Genomic DNA, 18139 nt, shown 5'->3' with positions numbered 1-18139 from the left:
GATGAACGCACCGACGACTGCCAACGAAGACCTGCTCTACTCCGTCACGGACGGCATCGCGCGGATCACCTTCAACCGCCCGCAGGCGCGCAACGCCATGACCTTCGCCATGTATGACCGCATGGCGGAGATCTGCGAGGAGATCAACGCCGACCGCTCGATCAAGGCGCTGATCCTGACCGGCGCGGGCGACAAGGCGTTCGCCTCCGGCACGGACATCTCGCAATTCCGCGCCTTCAAGACCGCGCAGGATGCGCTCGACTACGAGGCGCGCATCGATCGCGTGCTCGGCACGCTCGAGCAGTGCCGCGTGCCGGTGATCGCGGCGATCGCCGGCGCCTGCACCGGCGGCGGCGCAGGGATAGCGGCCTGCTGCGATCTTCGCATCGGCACCGAGACGACGCGGATGGGCTTTCCGATTGCGCGCACGCTCGGCAACTGCCTGTCGATGTCCAACATCAGCCGCATCGTCGCGCTGGTCGGTCCCGCCCGCACCAAGGATATGATCTTCAAGGCGCGCCTGGTCGAGGCGCAGGAGGCGCTGGCGCTCGGCCTGCTCAACGAAATCGTGCCTGACGTTGAGACGCTGCAGCGCCGTTCCGACGAGACTGCAAAGCTCGTCGCCAGCCACGCGCCGCTGACGCTGGAAGCGACCAAGGAAGCGGTGCGCCGCATCCGCCGCACGCTCTCGCGCGAGGAAGGCGAGGACCTGATCCTGAAAGCCTATATGAGCGAGGATTTCCGCGAGGGCATGGATGCCTTCCTCAACAAGCGGACGCCGGTCTGGAAGGGCAAGTAAGTCTCACGGGCTTTCGGCTCCGTCAGTCGAAAGTCATATGCGCGCAATTGCCCGTCTGCTTGAACTCTACAGGATTAATCCGCACTATGCAGCGATAGAATTTTCCGCACCTACAACTCAAAAAACATCAGGGGACGAAACTCGTGCGAATTCCAGTGAAAGCCCTCGGCGCTGCGACGGCGCTGTTGTTGAGTACGCCGGCCGTTGCGGCCTGGGAGCCGACGAAACCGGTGGAGATCGTGGTGGCGGCGGGCGCGGGCGGCGCCTCCGACCAGATGGCCCGGATGATGCAGGCCGCGATCCAGAAGAACAATCTGATGAAGCAGCCGGTGGTGGTCTCGCTCAAGGGCGGTGCCTCGGGCGCGGAAGCGCTGATGTACATGAAGTCCAGCGAGGGCGATCCCAACAAGGTGCTGATCGCCTATTCGCTGATCTACATGCTGCCGCTGTCGGCGAAGATCCCGTTCAACTGGCGCGAGCTGACGCCGGTCGCGGTGGTCGCGCTCGACCAGTTCGTGCTGTGGGACAACAGCGCGGGCCCCAAGACGCTGAAGGAATTCGTCGCGGCCGCCAAGGCTGCGAGCGCGCCGTTCAAGATGGGCGGCACCGGCTCCAAGCGCGAGGACCACGTGCTCACCGTGTTCCTGGAGCAGAAGACCGGCGCGAAATTCTCCTATCTGCCCTACAAGTCGGGCGGCGAGGCCGCGACCCAGCTGGTCGGCAACCACACCGAAGCCAACGTCAACAACCCATCCGAAAATCTCGAGGTCTGGCGCGCCGGCCAGGTGCGTCCGCTCTGCGTGTTCGACAGGGAGCGCATTGCCTATAGGACCAAGGTGACCGACACCCAGTCCTGGGCCGACATCCCGACCTGCAAGGAGGAGGGCGTCGACGTGCAATATCTGATGCTGCGCGCGATGTTCCTGCCCGGCAAGGTCACGCCGGAGCAGCAGGCGTTCTACGTCGATCTGTTCCACAAGGTGACGCAGACCGCGGAATACAAGGACTACATGGAGAAGCAGGCCTTGAAGCCGATCTTCCTCACCGGCAAGGACATGGTGCAGTTCCTCGAGGAGGACGATGCGCTGAACAAGTCGCTGATGACGGAAGCCGGCTTCGTCGCGAAGTAGCTGTCCCTTTTTTCTCCCTCTCCCCGTTCTTACGGGGAGAGGGAGAATTGAACGCACTCCGTCCCTAACAGTCCATGTCCCAAACCGATATCGAAATCGTCGTCGAGGATCCCACCGCGCCCGAAGACGATTCCCCTTCCGTCGTCTCTTCCGGCACGATCGAAATCGTCGTCTGCCTGCTGCTGCTCGCGCTCGCGGTCACGCTCGGCTACGACAATTGGCGCACCGGCGCGTCCTGGGACGCGACCGGGCCGGAGCCCGGCTATTTCCCGTTCTATCTCTCCGTCATTCTCGCCGGCGGCAGCCTCTACGGTCTGATCGCCGCGCTGCTTGCGCGGCGCGCCTCGTCCGGAACCTTCGTCACGCGCGCGCAAGGCCGCCGCGTGCTGGCGGTGTTCGTGCCGACGTCGCTGTTCTGCCTGGCGACGCAGTTCCTCGGCCTCTATGTCGCGAGCTTTCTCCTGATCGCGGGCTTCATGCGCCTCGTCGGCCGGATCGCGTTGTGGAAGTCGCTGCTCACCGCGTTCGCGTTCACGGCCATCATGTTCGTTACCTTCGACGTCGCCTTCGACGTCATCATGCCGAAGGGGCCGCTCGAAGCGGCCCTCGGGCGCTAGGCGGAGCCCCCGCGCGATGGAAGCTCTCGGTCTCCTGCTCCACGGCTTTGCCGTCCTGCTGACGTGGAAGACGCTCGTGCTCATGATGGTCGGGCTGGTGCTCGGCATCTTCGTCGGCGTGCTGCCCGGGCTCGGCGGCCCCAACGGCGTCGCGATCCTGTTGCCGCTGACCTTCACGATGGACCCGACCTCGGCCATCGTGATGCTGTCCTGCATCTATTGGGGCGCCTTGTTCGGCGGTGCCATCACCTCGATCCTGTTCAACATCCCGGGCGAAGCCTGGTCGGTCGCGACCACTTTCGACGGCTATCCGATGGCGCAGCAGGGCAGGGCGGCGGAGGCGCTGACTGCGGCGTTCACCTCTTCCTTCGTCGGCTCGCTGGTCGCGGTGCTCCTGATCACCTTCCTCGCGCCGATGATCTCGTCCTTTGCGCTGAAATTCGGCCCGCCCGAGTTCTTCGCGGTGTATCTCCTCACCTTCTGCTCCTTCGTCGGCCTCGGGCGCGAAGCCAAGCACAAGACCGTCATCTCGATGTCGCTGGGCCTTTTGCTCGCCGGCATCGGCATGGATACGGTGTCCGGCAGTCTGCGCATGACCTTCGGCTCGCCGGAGCTCCTGCGCGGCATCAACTTCCTGGTCGCCGTCATCGGCCTGTTCGGCATCAGCGAGATCCTGCTGACGATGGAGGAGCGCCTTGCGCTGCGCGGGCATGCGGCCAGCATCTCGCTGCGCGTCGTGCTCGGCGTCTGGAAGGATCTGCCGAAATACTGGGTGACGCTGCTACGCTCCTCCTTCATCGGTTGCTGGCTCGGCATCACCCCGGGCGGTGCGATCGCGGCCTCCTTCATGGGCTACAATCTGGCAAAACGCTTCGCCAAGGAGCCCGCGAGCTTCGGCAAGGGCCGCATCGAGGGCGTGTTCGCGCCGGAGACGGCGGCGCATGCCTCCGGCACCTCGGCGCTGCTGCCGATGCTGGCGCTCGGCATTCCCGGCTCGGGCACGGCCGCGATCCTGCTCGGCGGGCTGATGGTGTGGGGCCTCAATCCGGGGCCGCTGCTGTTCGTCGAGCACAAGGATTTCGTCTGGGGCCTGATCGCCTCGATGTATCTCGGCAACGTCGTCGGCCTCGTGCTGGTGCTGACGACGGTGCCGATCTTCGCCTCGATCCTGCGCGTGCCGTTCGCGGCGGTGGCGCCGATGATCGTGGTGTCCTGCGCGATCGGCGCCTATGCCATCCAGAACGCTATGTTCGACATCTGGCTGATGCTGGGCTTCGGCGTGGTCGGCTACGTCTTCAAGAAGATCGGCATTCCGCTGGCCCCGTTCACCCTGGCGCTCGTGCTCGGCAACCGTGCCGAGGATGCCTTCCGCCTGTCGATGATCGGCTCCGGCGGCACCTTGAAGGTGTTCTGGTCGAACGGCCTAGTCGGCTCGATCACGACCCTGGCGATTGTGCTGCTGTTCTGGCCGGTGATCGACGGCCTGCTCGGCCGTGTCGGGTTGACGCATGGGACCAAGGCGACATCGCCCTAGGGTGGTAGAGAAATATTTTTTAAATCAATGGCTTATGTCAAGGTTAGCTCTTTGATCCGGATGCCACCGCGATCTGCGATTGTTTCCGAATGTTGCCGCGGCGGCACAGCCCTTGGGTGAGGATGCGCGTATATTTCGATCACAAGATCGTGCAAGGGGGAATTCTCCATGAAGCGGATAGTGATTGGAATGGCGGCTGCGATGTCGCTGTTTGCCACGGGCGCGCTGGCCGCCGATCTCGCGGCAAAGCCGTACGTCAAGGCGCCTATGGTCGATCCGGTCTGGAGCTGGACGGGCTTCTATGTCGGCGCCAACGGCGGCTACAGCTGGGGCCGTTCGCGCACTGACGTCACCTACACCAACACGGCGACCGGTGCGGTGATCGTGCCGCCGGCCGGATCCGTCACCAACGCCTCGTTCGACATGAACGGTGCCGTCGCCGGTGGCCAGGCCGGCTACAACTGGCAGAGCGCGAATTGGGTGTTCGGCATCGAGGGCGACCTGAATTGGTCGGACGAGAGGGGGCGCGCCGGCTTCAACTGCGCCCCCACCAGCCTTGCAGGCGGCGCCTGTCTTCCGGGCCTGACCTTTCTGCCCCCCGGCGCTGCTGCCGGCACCACTCTGACGCTCGACCAGGATCTGCAATGGTTCGGCACGGTCCGCGGCCGCGTCGGCATTCTGGCGACGCCGAAAGTGCTGTTCTATGGCACCGGCGGTGTGGCCTTCGGCGAGATCAAGACCACGGGCACTATCGCCGGTTTCACGCCGGCTGGTGTCGCGGTCGCCTCGACCAGCTCTTCATCGGACACGCGCGTCGGCTGGACCTTGGGTGCCGGTGTGGAAGGCAAGATCACTCAGAACTGGAGCGCCAAGCTCGAATATCTCTATGTGGATCTCGGCCGGTTCTCGTCAGGTCCGTTCTCGCTCGCGCCGTTGCCCACGATTGCGGCCAGTGCTTCCTCTCGCTTCACAGACCACATCCTGCGCGCCGGCATCAACTATCAGTTCGGTGGCCCGGTGGTCGCCAAGTACTGAGCGACGAAGTACTGAGATCAACAAGGCGTCCAACAACAAGCAAAGCCCGGCTCGCGCCGGGCTTTGTCGTTGCAGAGGGGCCTTGAGATTCACACCACCTTCGCGTCTTTGAGCCTTCCGATCTCGTCGGTCTCGAAGCCGAACTCCTTCAGCACTTCGTCGGTCTGCTCGCCGAATTCCGGCGGCCGCGCCACCATCCTGCTCGGCGTGCGCGACAGCGTCACGGGCTGGCCGACCAAGCGGATATGCCGGCCTTCATCGTTCGGCACGTCCTGCGCAATGCCGAGATGCTTGACCTGCGCGTCCTCGAACATCTGGTCGATGGCGTAGATCGGCCCGCAGGGCACGCCGGCCTCGTTGAGCTCGCGGACCCAGGTCTCGGTCGACTTCGTCACGGTGCGCTTCTCGATCTCGGCGTTGAGCGCATCGCGATTCTTCGAGCGGGCGGGAGCCGTTGCATAGTCGGGATGAGTGTAAAGCTCGGGCGCGCCGATCGCCTGCGCGCAGCGCTCCCAGATCCGCCCGCCCGTCGTGGCGATGTTGATGTAGCCGTCGGAGGTCTTGAACACGCCGGTCGGAATGCTGGTCGGATGGTTGTTGCCGGCCTGCCTGGCGACCTCCTTCTCCATCAGCCAGCGCGCGGCCTGGAAGTCGAGCATGAAGATCTGGGCCTGCAGCAGCGAGGTCTGCACCCACTGTCCCTTGCCCGAGACCTCGCGCTCGAGCAGGGCGGTGAGGATACCCATCGCGCAAAACAGGCCGGCACTGAGGTCGGCGACGGGAATGCCGACCCGCATCGGGCCTTCGCCCGGTGCGCCGGTGATCGACATCAGCCCACCCATGCCTTGCGCGATCTGATCGAAGCCCGGCCGCTTGTGGTAGGGACCGTCCTGGCCGAAGCCGGAGATGCTGCCATAGACGATGCGCGGGTTGATCGCGGCGAGGCTGTCGTAGTCGATGCCGAGCTTCTTCTTCACGTCGGGCCGGAAATTCTCGACCACGACGTCGGCCTTGGCGGCAAGGCGCTTGAACACCGCGAGCCCGCGCTCGTCCTTCAGGTTCAGCGTCATCGCCCGTTTGTTGCGGTGCAAATTCTGAAAGTCGGAACCGCGCCGCGGCCCGCCCGGCTGCTCGCCGCCGGCATCCTCGGTCAGGGCGTCGATCTTGACGACGTTAGCGCCCCAGTCGGCGAGCTGTCGCACGCAGGTCGGCCCGGAGCGGACACGGGTCAGATCGAGCACGGTGAAGCGCGACAGGGCTTCCGAGGCATGCGGGAAGGGCATCGTGAAAGGCTCCGGGACAGGTTGCGGGCCTACCATAGTGGCCAGAGATCACGCGACAAGCCGGGCCGGTGCCGATCCCGCCTGCTGAAATGCCTTGCCTGAGGCGCTGTCTGCGAGGTTAGCGCGACAGGCGCTTCAATTCGGCCCGCGCCTGCGCGGCAAGGGGATCATCGCCATGGCGCGCAATGAAGAGTTCAAGGGCCTCCCGCGTTCCCTTCCGGCGGGCAGCTTCATATTCCTCTGCCACCGCAGCGGCAGGATCTCGCGCCATCGGCATGGAGGGCGCGCGCCCTGCCTTGCTGCTGTCGTCTGCCTTGGCCTTCTCCACCATCACGGGCAGTCCTCCGAGAGGTTGATGGGACAGTCCAGCAAGCGCAATCAAGGCGCCAAACAGGCCGGCCGGGAGTGTGCGTCGTTTCATGAAACCCTGCAAATCACGGGAGTTCCGGGAACGAAACTCTATGCTGCCGTTCCGTATGACTACGGGATTTAATGGCTAACACGGCCTTATGGGAGCAGCGCAAACGCCGCTGCCCCATTTAAACCAAACGTTTAACTCTCTAGCTAGAATCATGTGCCCCCGCGGCGAATCACACGACGCGTTGCTTGGAGAGTCCATTGGCCACCGCCGTTTATGTCAGTGCCACCAACAACGCCGAGATTGACGGCCTGCTGTCCGGCGTCAAATGGTCGGGCACGATCACCTACAGCTTTCCTGACGCGCCGAGCGACTATTCGAATCCTTATTCCGGCGGCAGCGGCGAGCCAACCACCTCGGGCTTTGCCTCGGTGCCCACGCAGATCCAGGCGGCGATCAACTACGCCGTCGGATTGATCCTGAGCTACACCAACGCCAACATCCAATATGCGGGCACCAACGGCGCCGACCTCATGATCGCGCAGTCGTCGGCCGCCAATCCGACCGCCTACGCCTACTATCCCGGCAATTATGCACCCGGCGGCGACATCTGGTTCGGGACTCAATACAATTTCTCGCTGGCCAAGCTCGGCAATTACTACTTCACCACTGCGCTGCACGAGCTCGGACACGCGATCGGCCTCAAGCACAGCCAGGAGGCCGGCGGCCCCGGCAACGTTGCGGTGCCGAGCGCGCATGACAGCAGCGAATACACCGTCATGAGCTATCGCAGCTATGTCGGCGCTTCGACCACGGGCGGCTACACCAACGAAGCCTACGGATATTCGCAGACCTACATGGCCAACGATATCCTCGCGCTCCAGACGATGTACGGCGCGGACTACACGACGCAGAGCGGCAGCACCGTCTACACCTGGAATCCGACCACGGGGCAGCAGTTCATCAATGGCGTCGGCCAGCTCGCACCGGGCGGAGGCGTCGGCGGCTCGGCCAACCGCATCTACGAGACCGTCTGGGACGGCGGCGGCACCGATACCTACGACCTCTCGAACTACACGACGAACCTGAGCATCAACCTCAATCCCGGTGCCTCGTCGGTGTTCTCCTCCGTGCAGTTGGCCTATCTCGGCAACGGCCACTATGCATCGGGCAACGTCTACAACGCCTATCTTTATAGCGGCGACGCGCGCTCCTACATCGACAACGCCACCGGCGGGTCCGGCAACGACACGATCATCGGCAACGCCATCGCCAACACGCTGAACGGCGCCGGCGGCAACGACACGATCACCGGCGGTGCGGGCAGCGATACCATCAACGGCGGCTCAGGCACGGACACCGCAGTGTATTCGGGCAGCCGGGCCAACTACACCATCTCCTACAACGCGGCGACACAGACCTTCACCCTCGTCGACCTGCGCAGCGGATCGCCTGACGGTACCGATACCGTCACCGGCACCGAATATTTTCGGTTTGGGGATGGCACGGTAGCCAGCTCCAGCCTCGTTTCGACAACGATCGAGGCGTTCGGGTCGACCAGCGTGTTCCGGTCCGGCGGCAACTATTATCTGAACAACATCTCGACCGGCACCGGCCCAACGCTGAAATACCAAGGCAATGTGGTGGACACGGCCAATTACACGACGTGGTCCGTCATTGCTGCCGAGCAGGTGTCCGGTGGCGGCTACGACGTGGTCTGGAAGAACTCGGCCAACGGGCACTACTCGGTCTGGAGCACCGACAGCAGCGGCAATTTCGTGACGACGCTGGCCGCGGCTCCCGAGGTCCTGGGGAGCGATCCGACCCTGAAAGCACTGGAGCCGACGCTGCAGCAGGATCTCAATGGCGACGGCACGATCGGAGTGCCGATTGCCAGCCCCGTCACGATCGAGGCGTTGGGATCGACCAGCGTGGTGGTGTCCGGGGGCAATTACTATCTGAATAACATCTCGACCGGCACCGGCCCAACGCTGAAATACCAAGGCAATGTGGTGGACACGGCCAATTACACGACGTGGTCCGTCATTGCTGCCGAGCAGGTGTCCGGTGGCGGCTACGACGTGGTCTGGAAGAACTCGGCCAACGGGCACTACTCGGTCTGGAGCACCGACAGCAGCGGCAATTTCGTGACGACGCTGGCCGCGGCTCCCGAGGTCCTGGGGAGCGATCCGACCCTGAAAGCACTGGAGCCGACGCTGCAGCAGGATCTCAATGGCGACGGCACGATCGGAGTGCCGATTGCCAGCCCCGTCACGATCGAGGCGTTGGGATCGACCAGCGTGGTGGTGTCCGGGGGCAATTACTATCTGAACAACATCTCGACCGGCACCGGCCCAACGCTGAAATACCAAGGCAATGTGGTGGACACGGCCAATTACACGACGTGGTCCGTCATTGCTGCCGAGCAGGTGTCCGGTGGCGGCTACGACGTGGTCTGGAAGAACTCGGCCAACGGGCACTACTCGGTCTGGAGCACCGACAGCAGCGGCAATTTCGTGACGACGCTGGCCGCGGCTCCCGAGGTCCTGGGGAGCGATCCGACCCTGAAAGCACTGGAGCCGACGCTGCAGCAGGATCTCAATGGCGACGGCACGATCGGAGTGCCGATTGCCAGCCCCGTCACGATCGAGGCGTTGGGATCGACCAGCGTGGTGGTGTCCGGGGGCAATTACTATCTGAATAACATCTCGACCGGCACCGGCCCAACGCTGAAATACCAAGGCAATGTGGTGGACACGGCCAATTACACGACGTGGTCCGTCATTGCTGCCGAGCAGGTGTCCGGTGGCGACTACGACGTGGTCTGGAAGAACTCGGCCAACGGGCACTACTCGGTCTGGAGCACTGACAGCACGGGCAACTTCCTGACCACCCTTGCCGCGGCTCCGGAAGTGCTCGGGTCCGATCCGTCTCTGAAAGCGTTGGAGCCGACGCTCCAGCAGGATCTCAACGGCGACGGCACGGTGGGCGCTGCGCCGACATCCGGCGATGGTTTCGCGTTCGATTTCACCCAAAGCGGGGCGTCGCTGACTGCTCCATCCGAGCCGCCGGACTTTATCCCGGCACCAGCCGATCCGTGGACCGCGTCGGATCAGTGGACTCCACCGGCGGACAGTCACGGCACGGCCGCAATCGACATTCCGGCCGACTTTCTCCAGGCCCGTCACGATTTCGATTTCCAGCTGACCTGAAGGCGAGGTCGTTTCCGCGAGGCTTCTCCGGCAAACATCTCTGTCTTGGTTCGCCGATGTCCCATCCTGGCGACTAAATCGCAGCTATCCGCAGTGACGGGAATGGCTAGCGAGCGGGATCAGGCGATTTCGAGCGAGTGCTTGAAGTAAGCGATCGTCTCCTTCAGCCCGTCTTCGAGCGCAACCTTCGGCTCCCAGTTCAGCACGGCCTTCGCCTTGGTGAGGTCGGGCTGGCGCTGACGCGGGTCGTCCTGCGGTAGCGGCTTGAACTCGAGCTTGGAGCGCGAGCCGGTGAGCTCGATGACCTTTTCGGCGAGCTCGCGAATCGTGAACTCGGAATTGTTGCCGAGATTGATTGGGCCGGTGACGTCTTCCCCAGTCACCATCAACCGCATGATGGCCTCGACGAGATCATCGACATAGCAGAACGAGCGGGTCTGGCCGCCGTCGCCGAACACGCTGATCGGCTCGCCCTTCAGCGCCTGGACGATGAAGGACGAGACCACACGACCGTCATTGGGCTGCATGCGCGGGCCGTAGGTGTTGAAGATGCGCGCGACCTTGATCGGCAGGCTGTGCTGGCGCCAGTAGTCGAAGAACAGCGTTTCGGCGCAGCGCTTGCCCTCGTCGTAGCAGGAACGGATGCCGATCGGGTTGACGTTGCCCCAATAATCCTCGGTCTGCGGGTGGATCAGCGGATCGCCATAGACCTCGCTGGTCGAAGCCTGGAAGATGCGCGCCTTGAGCCGCTTGGCGAGCCCCAGCATATTGATGGCGCCGTGCACCGAGGTCTTGGTGGTCTGCACGGGATCGCGCTGGTAGTGGATTGGTGAGGCCGGACAGGCCAGGTTGAAGATCGCGTCGACCTCGATGTAGAGCGGGAAGGTGACGTCGTGCCGGACCGCCTCGAACAGCGGATTTGCGATCAGATGGGCGATGTTGCGTCGGCTGCCGGTGAAATAATTGTCCGCGGACACCACCTCGGCGCCGGCATCCAGCAGCCGCTCGCAGAGGTGCGAACCGATGAACCCGGCGCCCCCGGTCACGAGGATGCGGCTGTTCCTGTAGTTTTCAAACGGCATGATCGGTTCCAGATTGTCGGCGGGGAGCAGGCTGAGTGGTATCGGCAACGGCCGGACTCGCCAATAGCCAAATGGATTTGGATGGAGGTGTTAAAGTACCCCTACTGTGCATGGGGTTGTTTTGGCACTTTTTTCAGTTGGATCCCCGCCATACGTCTAGAACTCCCGCCGCTTCAGCCAGGCCCGCGCCCCCCAATGGGCAAAGCACCAGGCCGACCGGGGCAAGGAGAGCTGCTCGACATTGCGATAGATCTGCCAGACCCATTTGGCCGAGCGCAGCGGGCGACTGGAGACCGAGGAGCCTCTGACCCGGTAGCGGGCCAGATCCTCGTTGAGGCCGTATGCGGTATGGCCGCGCTTGAGGATCGAGAGCCACAGGCAGAAATCGTCGTAGCCCTCGTTCTTCATCGCGACGGGACCTGCGATCTCGCGGTCGACCATCGCGGTCAGCGTCGCGATCGCAGTGTTCTTCAGGAGCTGCCCATAGGTGAGCGAGGCCGGCACCTCGATCAGCCGGCCAGTCACCGTGTTGGTGTCGTTGATGCGGCGAAAGGCGGTGTAGCTGAGCGCGGCCTGCTTTGCCTTTGCGAAGGCGAGCTGCCGCTCGAGCTTCTCGGGCAGCCACAGATCGTCGCTGTCGAGGAAGGCGAGATAGCGGCCCTGCGCGGCGTCGATCGCGGCCTGACGCGCCAACGCCGGCCCGCCGTTCTTCGCCTGCCGGATCAGCTTGACGCGCGGATCGCGCTCGCCGATGTCGGCGATGATCTGCGGGGTCTTGTCCGTCGAGCAGTCGTCGGCGATCAAGAGCTCCCAATCTGTGAACGTCTGGCTCTGCACCGAGCGGATCGTCTCCTCGATCAGGCCTTCGACGTTCCAGGATGGAGTGATGATCGAAACGAGCGGCATGACGGGTCCGTTCAGTTCGCGCGGTCAGGCGCGGCGATTGCGGCACGCAAGGAGGCCGCAAAGGTGTCGAGCAGCTTAGTGTCGCTGACATAGAGCTCGCCCGGATAAGACCGCCGCCAGGCCGACTCGAAATAGGGCGCGCCCTTGGCGGGATCGAACGGCCCGGCGGCGAGCGCCTCGCGCAACCGTGCGGGTACGTCGGCCAGACGATCGACCGCATAGACCAGCGGACAGGAGCGGTAGAATGCGTCGCCCATCACCACCACCGGCTTGCCGAGCAGCAGCGCTTCGGCGCCCGACTTGCTGTTGACGGAGACGACGGCAGCGGCGCGATCGAGCACGGTGTAATTGTTGGTCTGCGGCGGCAACAGCACGAAATTGTCGAACCGGCGCGCGAGCTCGAACAGGCGGGCGGCCGAGATTGCCCCGATCTGGGCAGGATGCTCCTTCACTACCAGCACATGCGAATCCGGGATCGTGCGCAGCAGGAAGTCGACGGTCGCGACCTGGTCGAGATAGTCCGGCGAGCGAAGCGTCAGCGCCATGTCGGCGGGAACGTGGAACGGATAGTAGACGAAGGGCGTTTGGGGAAGCGGCTGGTAGAGCTTGCGCAGCCGCGTCGCGTTGAGCGCCATGGCGGCATGCACCTGAGCGTGACGCAGATTGTGCCCGAATTCCTGGTGCTTGCCGAGCGCGAACTGGTCCCAGAGCTTTTCGACGAGACGATTGGCGTTGCGCAAATTGACGACCTTCTTGAAGGCCGCCGAATAATGATGCTGGTCCTTCTTGGGAATGACGATCGCGCGCTGCGTCAGCGTGTCGTCGAGATAGGCGCGGACCTCGGACGACACCGTGTCCGCCGGCGTCGGCATCACGTCGGGCGCGCCGAGCGTGTCGGGCGTGAAGTACATGCGGCCGCGAAAGAACGACGGCTCGATGAACCAGTTGCGGATGTTGCGGCGCCTTGCGGCGTAGAAGCTCGCGATCACCGAAAGAAAGCCGCCGAGCTCCTGCACCAGCTCGGCGCGCTTGCCTTGCCGCTCCAGCCGGTCGAGCAGTGTCTCCATCGCGTTGGCGTAGATCATGAAGCGGCGGCGCAAGGCGGCGCTATCGCGGATACCGAAGGTGAAGCGTTCATGGCTGAACAGGAAATTGGTTCCGTCGAGGCCGTAGGCGGCGACGCGCGTATCGAACGCGCCGCGATCGTCGGGCGAGGGGGCGGCCTTGAGGCCTTCGCGATACATGTTCGTGACCGGCACGCCCCCGGCCGCCGACATCTCGGCGCTGCGATCGTCGAAGGCAAGCAGCTCCACGTCATGGCCTGCCGCGCGCAAGCGTTGCGCTACCGGAATCCAGAACCGCGTCTGATATTCGGCAAGCGTGGTGATGAGAATGGTCGTTGCGGATGCTGTCATGGCTCTAGTGGGCGTGTTCGATCGCAATGCTCGCGAGCGGCAAGCCCGTCATCGCGCAATGTGCGCGCCTTGCCGTATATTGCGACGGGCTCGCCTGATCGTGCGCGGCGATGCGCTGAAGCAGGGGCTGGACGAGGGACGGTGCGATCCGCTTGTCGCGACGGGCGGGATTGAACTGGCTGCGCAGCCGCTCGGTGACGGCCGAGCCGAGCGCCGCGCTGGCGGCGCCCTTGATGATCTGGCCGATGCTCGGCTTGTCGCGCGTGCCCTTCATGGTGGCAAGCAGCGATACGTAGGGCCGGCGCGCGTTCGTCGCGCGCGTCAGGACGTCGGCGACGCGTTCGGCGGCTTGCCCGTCGTTCAGGTGAAAGAAGGCCTCGATATCGGCAGCGTGAACGCGGGCGAAATCGAAGGCCTCGGTCTCGCGCTCGATATGGTCGATGGCGCTGAGCAGCTCGTCGAACGAGGCGACCGGCCGGCTCACGCGTGCGGGCAGCGCGGCATGGCCGGCGGTCGTCGGCGTGTTCAGGTATTCGAGCTGGAGCGGGAGCTTGCCGAGCAGGACCGATTCGACGGCCGTTCCGCAATTGAGATGAATGACGGCGGCCGCATTGCGGATGCGGTCGAGCACGCTGCCGGTGCCGTCGATCAGGACGTTGGCGTGGCGCGAGAGCGCGCTGCGGTAGACGTCTTCACTCTCGAAGGGGTGCGGTCGCACGAGAATGTTGCGGTCGGGGCGCGCTGCGGCAAGCCGGTCGATCTCGGCGAGATAGCTCGCGAAGACCTGCTTCAGGTCCGCGATGAAGCGATCGACATAGGTGCCGTCCCAGCCGGCCCGCACCATCGCTTCGCGCTCGCCGCCCGGCTTGCCGGTGAAGCGTGAATTGACCAGTGGAAAGTTGGCGTTGACGAGCAGATAGCCGCGCGGCTCGCCGTCGAGCAGCGTGCGCCAGCGTGGGGCTGCAAAGTCGAAGCGCGGGCATCCGGTAAGGTGAAGCTGCTCCGGCTTCATCGTTTCGGCGGCGAGAAAGGCGTCGTGCAGCCGGCTGCCCCAGAAGAAATAGCCCGTCAGGATGTCCGCGTAGCCGCTGCCCTTGATGTGGGCCGCCATCGCCGGTGGCGAATTGCCGCCTTTCTCGGCGAGCACGCCGCCCTCGGTATCGAGCACGTAAAGCGCGAGGCCCGCCTTGGCGAAGCTGCGCATCAGGTCGAGATTGACGGCACGTGCGTAGTTGACGACCAGTGCGTCCAGCCCGAGCCGCGGCACGTCGACGGCCTGCTCGTACATCGGCACCAGCATGACGGAGACGCCGCGCCGCGCGAGTTGATAAGCGAGCATGACTGCCCCAGGCAGGTCACGCTTGGGGTGATCGACCACGAGGCCTATGCGCAAGATGTGAGCTCCCGGCAGATCCGCGTCAGAGCCGCATCACAGTGCGCTCGAGCTCCGTCAGGGCACCGACCGCGCGGAAGCGCGGCGGCGGTTCGGGATAAATGCGCGGCTGCTGGATGTATGTCGCCGTGTACAGCAGGCGGCTGTGTTCCGACTGGATCCGGCTTCCCATGTGCAGGCAGCGGGCTGTGTTGACGATGAAGGACGACAGGCGCGGCGCGATCATTTCCTTGACCGCATCGGGGCCGGTCTTGGCGAACACCTGGGCGTCGCTCATGTGACTCTTGAGCGTGTTGCGGAACGCCTTCGATGGCCCGGCCGGAATGAAGGTGAACGGTCCGTCCGCGCTCTCCCGAACGTCGGTCAGATAGATGAAGAGCTTGCAGACGCGCTTGTCGTCGTGATCGAGGTGCCACAATTGCGAGAAGCTCAGCGCCTGATTCGGGGTCGGTTGCGACAACGTCAATACCACGTCGGACAATTGCGGCAGATCGTGCATGAAGTCACCGATGATGCGCAGTGCAGCAGGCTGCAGGGCGTAGCGCACGAAGGGATGGTCGGTGGCAAAGGAGCCGTTGACGAGATCTTCATCCAGCAGGCTAACCCAAAAGGATTTGTGCCGTTCCTTCTGCTGGCCGACGAGCTCGTTGAGGCGCTTCACCTTGCGGTCCGCGAACGAGGCAACGGCTTCCGCGAGGCTGCGATCCACGAGCGCGGACACGTCGACATAACCATCCTCGGCGAGCTTGCGGCTCGCCTCGGACCACTCGGGCTTCGTGGGAAGCTGCTTCAGCAGTGCGACGCGCTTGCTGCGCGCAGGCAGTTGCAGGGCGGTCAGAGCCGCCTTCACCGCCCATCCGAGGTCGGTGCGGTTGACGTGCCACAACAGGCGGCGGAACTGGCTGATCTTGGCCCTCTTCGGGGTAGACTGATCGGCCGTCGTGTTGATGGTTGTCATGTGGGCTCCCAGCAATACAAAAAACCATCATTGTGGATCGTCGGCGCGAACGGCATCCGTTCTCGCGCCAGGACGCGGACGCGGCCCTGTCGCTCATACTCGTCGAGCGTCGAGAACAGCTGCGTCTGGTAGTCGACCGAACGGATATAGAGGAAGCTGACGATATCTCGCGGGCTCGAGAGATTCAGCAGCTCCGTCGTCGGCTCGATGTTGATGACGCGCTTCGGCTTCGCAGCAATGATGTTGTCCACCACCTTGCGCACGTCATAAGGGATCTGCTCGATGCAGAAATAGGTGAAGACGACCTGACCACTGATGGCGGGATAACTCGGGTCGTTGCCGTCGGTCAGGTCGATCCTGTCGAGCGAAATCCGGTCCGACAGGCCAAAATGCGCCGCGATCTCGCGGCCTGCGGCGATTCCGTTCGGTGCAATGTCGAACCCGTGCAGCTTCCAGTCGGGATGATTGAGGTGAAGCGAAAGCAGGTTGATGCCGCAGCCGGCGCCGAGCTCGACGATCTCCGTGGCGCCACCTGCGTGCCGCGCGAGCAAGTCGCCGAGGGCTCGGGCCCGGTAGCGATAATAGTCGTCGGCCGCGACCCTGCAGATCTGATTGTCCACCTTGCGAAGACCCTGCGCGGGATTCTCTGGTATCAGGAACTCGTCGATGCTGGCGGCTTTCGTCCAGCTCTTCTCGGTCAGCATTCGCAGCCAATGCGTCAGATTGTACTCGGAATCGACGACGTCTGCCGTGCGCTTCACGCGGCGCAAGGCAAGACGGCCAATGCTCCTTGCCGCGTCTATGGCATAAGTCGTGGCCTTGTCCGACAACGACGCCGGAGCGAACCCTGTGTTGACCGCCTTCGAATCTGTCGCGTGGATGTTCATTTAGCTGCTTTGGATGTCAGTCCCATCAGTTGCCCGACTGCGGGAAATACGGTCCGGTGCCGATGCTCGAGGACCAGAAAGTACTGGAGCGCCCAGGTCACCAGACAGAAAACCATGGAACCGAGCGCGAGCTTTAGCACGCTGTCGAACCGAATGTAACCTGCAATTGTTGCTAGAAAAACGCTTGCCAGGAGAAGGATTGCGAACTGGGTTCTGATCATCTTCGCGAACTGATTGCGATCGAGCTCGAGTGCACTGCGCAACTCTCTCAACTGCAAGGGAAGCACGGCGATACTGCCGATGACCTGGCCAAGTATCAGGGCGCGTTCCGCGAACAAATGCAGTGTCGCGGCGGACACCGCCGCCCAGATCAGAAGCTGAACGGCCACCAGCCGGTTGAGCTTGGCCTGCACCTCGGGCCGCGTCAGGAAGATCAGGCTGCCGATTGCCACATATTGCGCGCAGATCGGAACCAGGAAGCTCAGGCCCATCCAGAACGCGTAAGGCGTAAGAAGCGGGCCGATCCAGATCTCCATGATTTGAGGCGAAAGGATAGCGGTGCTGGCGAGCGGCGGCACGACGAACATCGGCATCATGACGAGGCCGAGGTCACCGAGGCGCTGGAACGACGCGGCGCTGCCGCGCTCGTCGAGCCGACTGGCAACCGGAAGCAGAGCGGAAGTCAGGAGACTGACCACAACCTTGGAGAGCCGCGACAATCGTACCAGCGCGTCGTAGGTGCCGACGGCCCTGGGGCCGAACAGCAATCCGATCAGGAACGGTTGAAGCGGTCCGGAAATGCCGCCCATCAGCTTGCCTTGCAGCAGCAGCAGGCAACGATGCAGAATGTCCTTTCGGATGTCCCGGGTCCAGGGCAGCAATCGCACGTGCTTGTGCCGCAGGGCGACGAAGGCGGCAATTCCGATGACGACGGCGCGGGCGACCAGGGTGGCGAGATAGATGTAGGCGACCACCTCGAAGCCTGCCGCCGCCCACGATGCTGCGAATGTCAGGCCGACATAGGCCGCCGTCGACGTGACCTCGGCGGCGCGGAGCAGGTTGTAGCGCTCGAAGCCTTTGACAATGCCTTCCCACACCAGCGCCGGAACGAAGATCAGATTTGCGAGGGCAGTGTAGTGCATGATCCGGGCGAACGTCTCGAGGTGCGCGGCGTCAACCTTCATCGCGATGACGAACAGTGGCGTCGCGAGCCAGATCGCGGCGCTGAGGATCAAGGCAAGAGCGATGGAGGCCGCGCCCAGGAAGGCGATCTGGCGGCTGGCCTGGGTCCAGTTGCGGTGCTCGCGCGCGCGCGCGACGACCTGGGTTGCGACCTCGGACAGACCGAGGTCAAGCACCGCCATCATGCCGCTGGGAAGCAGAAGCCGCGAAATGACGATGAGACCGAACTCGGTCACCCCCCAGGTTCCGATGATCAGCGGAATGACTGCGAGGCCCAGCAAGGCGGCCACGCCGAAGGCAAACGCCGAAATCACCGTGTTCTGGATCAGGCGCTTGATCATTGGTGTT

At 63.7% G+C, this 18139-nt stretch carries 15 protein-coding genes; 6 read left to right on the top strand and 9 right to left on the bottom strand.

Translation table 11 applies throughout. The features are described 5' to 3' along the window. Nucleotide 1 precedes the first annotated feature (1 nt). From ACVWYQ_RS11325 to ACVWYQ_RS11305, 5 genes are all read left to right on the top strand, one after another. Complete coding sequence (locus ACVWYQ_RS11325; protein ID WP_404539509.1) at nt 2-799, top strand: enoyl-CoA hydratase/isomerase family protein; 798 nt, start codon at nt 2-4, stop codon at nt 797-799. Between the two features lie 155 nt (nt 800-954). After that, nucleotides 955-1929 carry a Bug family tripartite tricarboxylate transporter substrate binding protein gene (locus ACVWYQ_RS11320; protein WP_271537272.1) on the top strand — a complete coding sequence of 325 codons (975 nt, stop codon included), beginning with the start codon at nt 955-957 and terminating at the stop codon, nt 1927-1929. A 74-nt stretch (nt 1930-2003) separates the two neighbouring features. Continuing rightward, entirely contained in the window at nt 2004-2546 is a 543-nt protein-coding gene (locus ACVWYQ_RS11315) for a tripartite tricarboxylate transporter TctB family protein (protein ID WP_036007459.1), read from the top strand. A 16-nt stretch (nt 2547-2562) separates the two neighbouring features. Beyond that, entirely contained in the window at nt 2563-4080 is a 1518-nt protein-coding gene (locus tag ACVWYQ_RS11310; RefSeq protein WP_271537278.1) for a tripartite tricarboxylate transporter permease, read from the top strand. A gap of 168 nt (nt 4081-4248) precedes the next feature. Next, on the top strand, nt 4249-5115 hold the full coding sequence (locus ACVWYQ_RS11305) for an outer membrane protein (protein WP_271537280.1): 867 nt from the start codon (nt 4249-4251) through the stop codon (nt 5113-5115). Between the two features lie 89 nt (nt 5116-5204). Here the strand turns inward: ACVWYQ_RS11305 and ACVWYQ_RS11300 are convergent, their stop codons facing one another. Together ACVWYQ_RS11300 and ACVWYQ_RS11295 are read right to left on the bottom strand one after the other, a co-directional pair. Continuing rightward, entirely contained in the window at nt 5205-6398 is a 1194-nt protein-coding gene (locus ACVWYQ_RS11300) for a CaiB/BaiF CoA transferase family protein (protein WP_404539514.1), read from the bottom strand. Nucleotides 6399-6516: 118 nt separating this feature from the next. Beyond that, nucleotides 6517-6819 (bottom strand): hypothetical protein, encoded by a 303-nt coding sequence (locus ACVWYQ_RS11295; RefSeq protein ID WP_057028692.1) that lies wholly within the window; start codon nt 6817-6819, stop codon nt 6517-6519. A 197-nt stretch (nt 6820-7016) separates the two neighbouring features. On the opposite strand from ACVWYQ_RS11295, the gene ACVWYQ_RS11290 reads away from it, so the two are divergent. Further along, nucleotides 7017-9968 (top strand): M10 family metallopeptidase C-terminal domain-containing protein, encoded by a 2952-nt coding sequence (locus tag ACVWYQ_RS11290; RefSeq protein WP_404539517.1) that lies wholly within the window; start codon nt 7017-7019, stop codon nt 9966-9968. Between the two features lie 119 nt (nt 9969-10087). On the opposite strand, the gene ACVWYQ_RS11285 is transcribed toward ACVWYQ_RS11290, so the two are convergent. From ACVWYQ_RS11285 to ACVWYQ_RS11255, 7 genes are all read right to left on the bottom strand, one after another. Beyond that, nucleotides 10088-11050, bottom strand: a complete 963-nt coding sequence (locus ACVWYQ_RS11285) for a UDP-glucuronic acid decarboxylase family protein (RefSeq protein ID WP_271537288.1) — start codon at nt 11048-11050, stop codon at nt 10088-10090. Between the two features lie 156 nt (nt 11051-11206). After that, complete coding sequence (locus tag ACVWYQ_RS11280) at nt 11207-11956, bottom strand: glycosyltransferase family 2 protein (RefSeq protein ID WP_271537290.1); 750 nt, start codon at nt 11954-11956, stop codon at nt 11207-11209. An 11-nt stretch (nt 11957-11967) separates the two neighbouring features. Further along, nucleotides 11968-13371 carry a capsular polysaccharide export protein, LipB/KpsS family gene (locus tag ACVWYQ_RS11275; protein ID WP_271537292.1) on the bottom strand — a complete coding sequence of 468 codons (1404 nt, stop codon included), beginning with the start codon at nt 13369-13371 and terminating at the stop codon, nt 11968-11970. Nucleotides 13372-13375: 4 nt separating this feature from the next. Next, nucleotides 13376-14764 carry a surface carbohydrate biosynthesis protein gene (locus ACVWYQ_RS11270; RefSeq protein WP_271537294.1) on the bottom strand — a complete coding sequence of 463 codons (1389 nt, stop codon included), beginning with the start codon at nt 14762-14764 and terminating at the stop codon, nt 13376-13378. Between the two features lie 25 nt (nt 14765-14789). After that, entirely contained in the window at nt 14790-15722 is a 933-nt protein-coding gene (locus tag ACVWYQ_RS11265) for a hypothetical protein (RefSeq protein ID WP_157285565.1), read from the bottom strand. Further along, nucleotides 15719-16609: an SAM-dependent methyltransferase gene (locus ACVWYQ_RS11260; RefSeq protein ID WP_404650986.1), complete on the bottom strand. Its 891-nt coding sequence runs from the start codon at nt 16607-16609 to the stop codon at nt 15719-15721. Before ACVWYQ_RS11260 ends, ACVWYQ_RS11265 begins: the two co-directional genes overlap by 4 nt. Then, complete coding sequence (locus tag ACVWYQ_RS11255; protein ID WP_404539523.1) at nt 16606-18132, bottom strand: MATE family efflux transporter; 1527 nt, start codon at nt 18130-18132, stop codon at nt 16606-16608. The genes ACVWYQ_RS11260 and ACVWYQ_RS11255 overlap by 4 nt, the downstream gene beginning before the upstream one ends. Between the last annotated feature and the right edge of the window lie 7 nt (nt 18133-18139).

It is taken from the genome of Bradyrhizobium sp. USDA 3397, assembly GCF_054060965.1.
The sequence above is the reverse complement of the archived record's forward strand: the minus strand, read 5'-3'. Positions and strand labels throughout refer to the sequence as shown.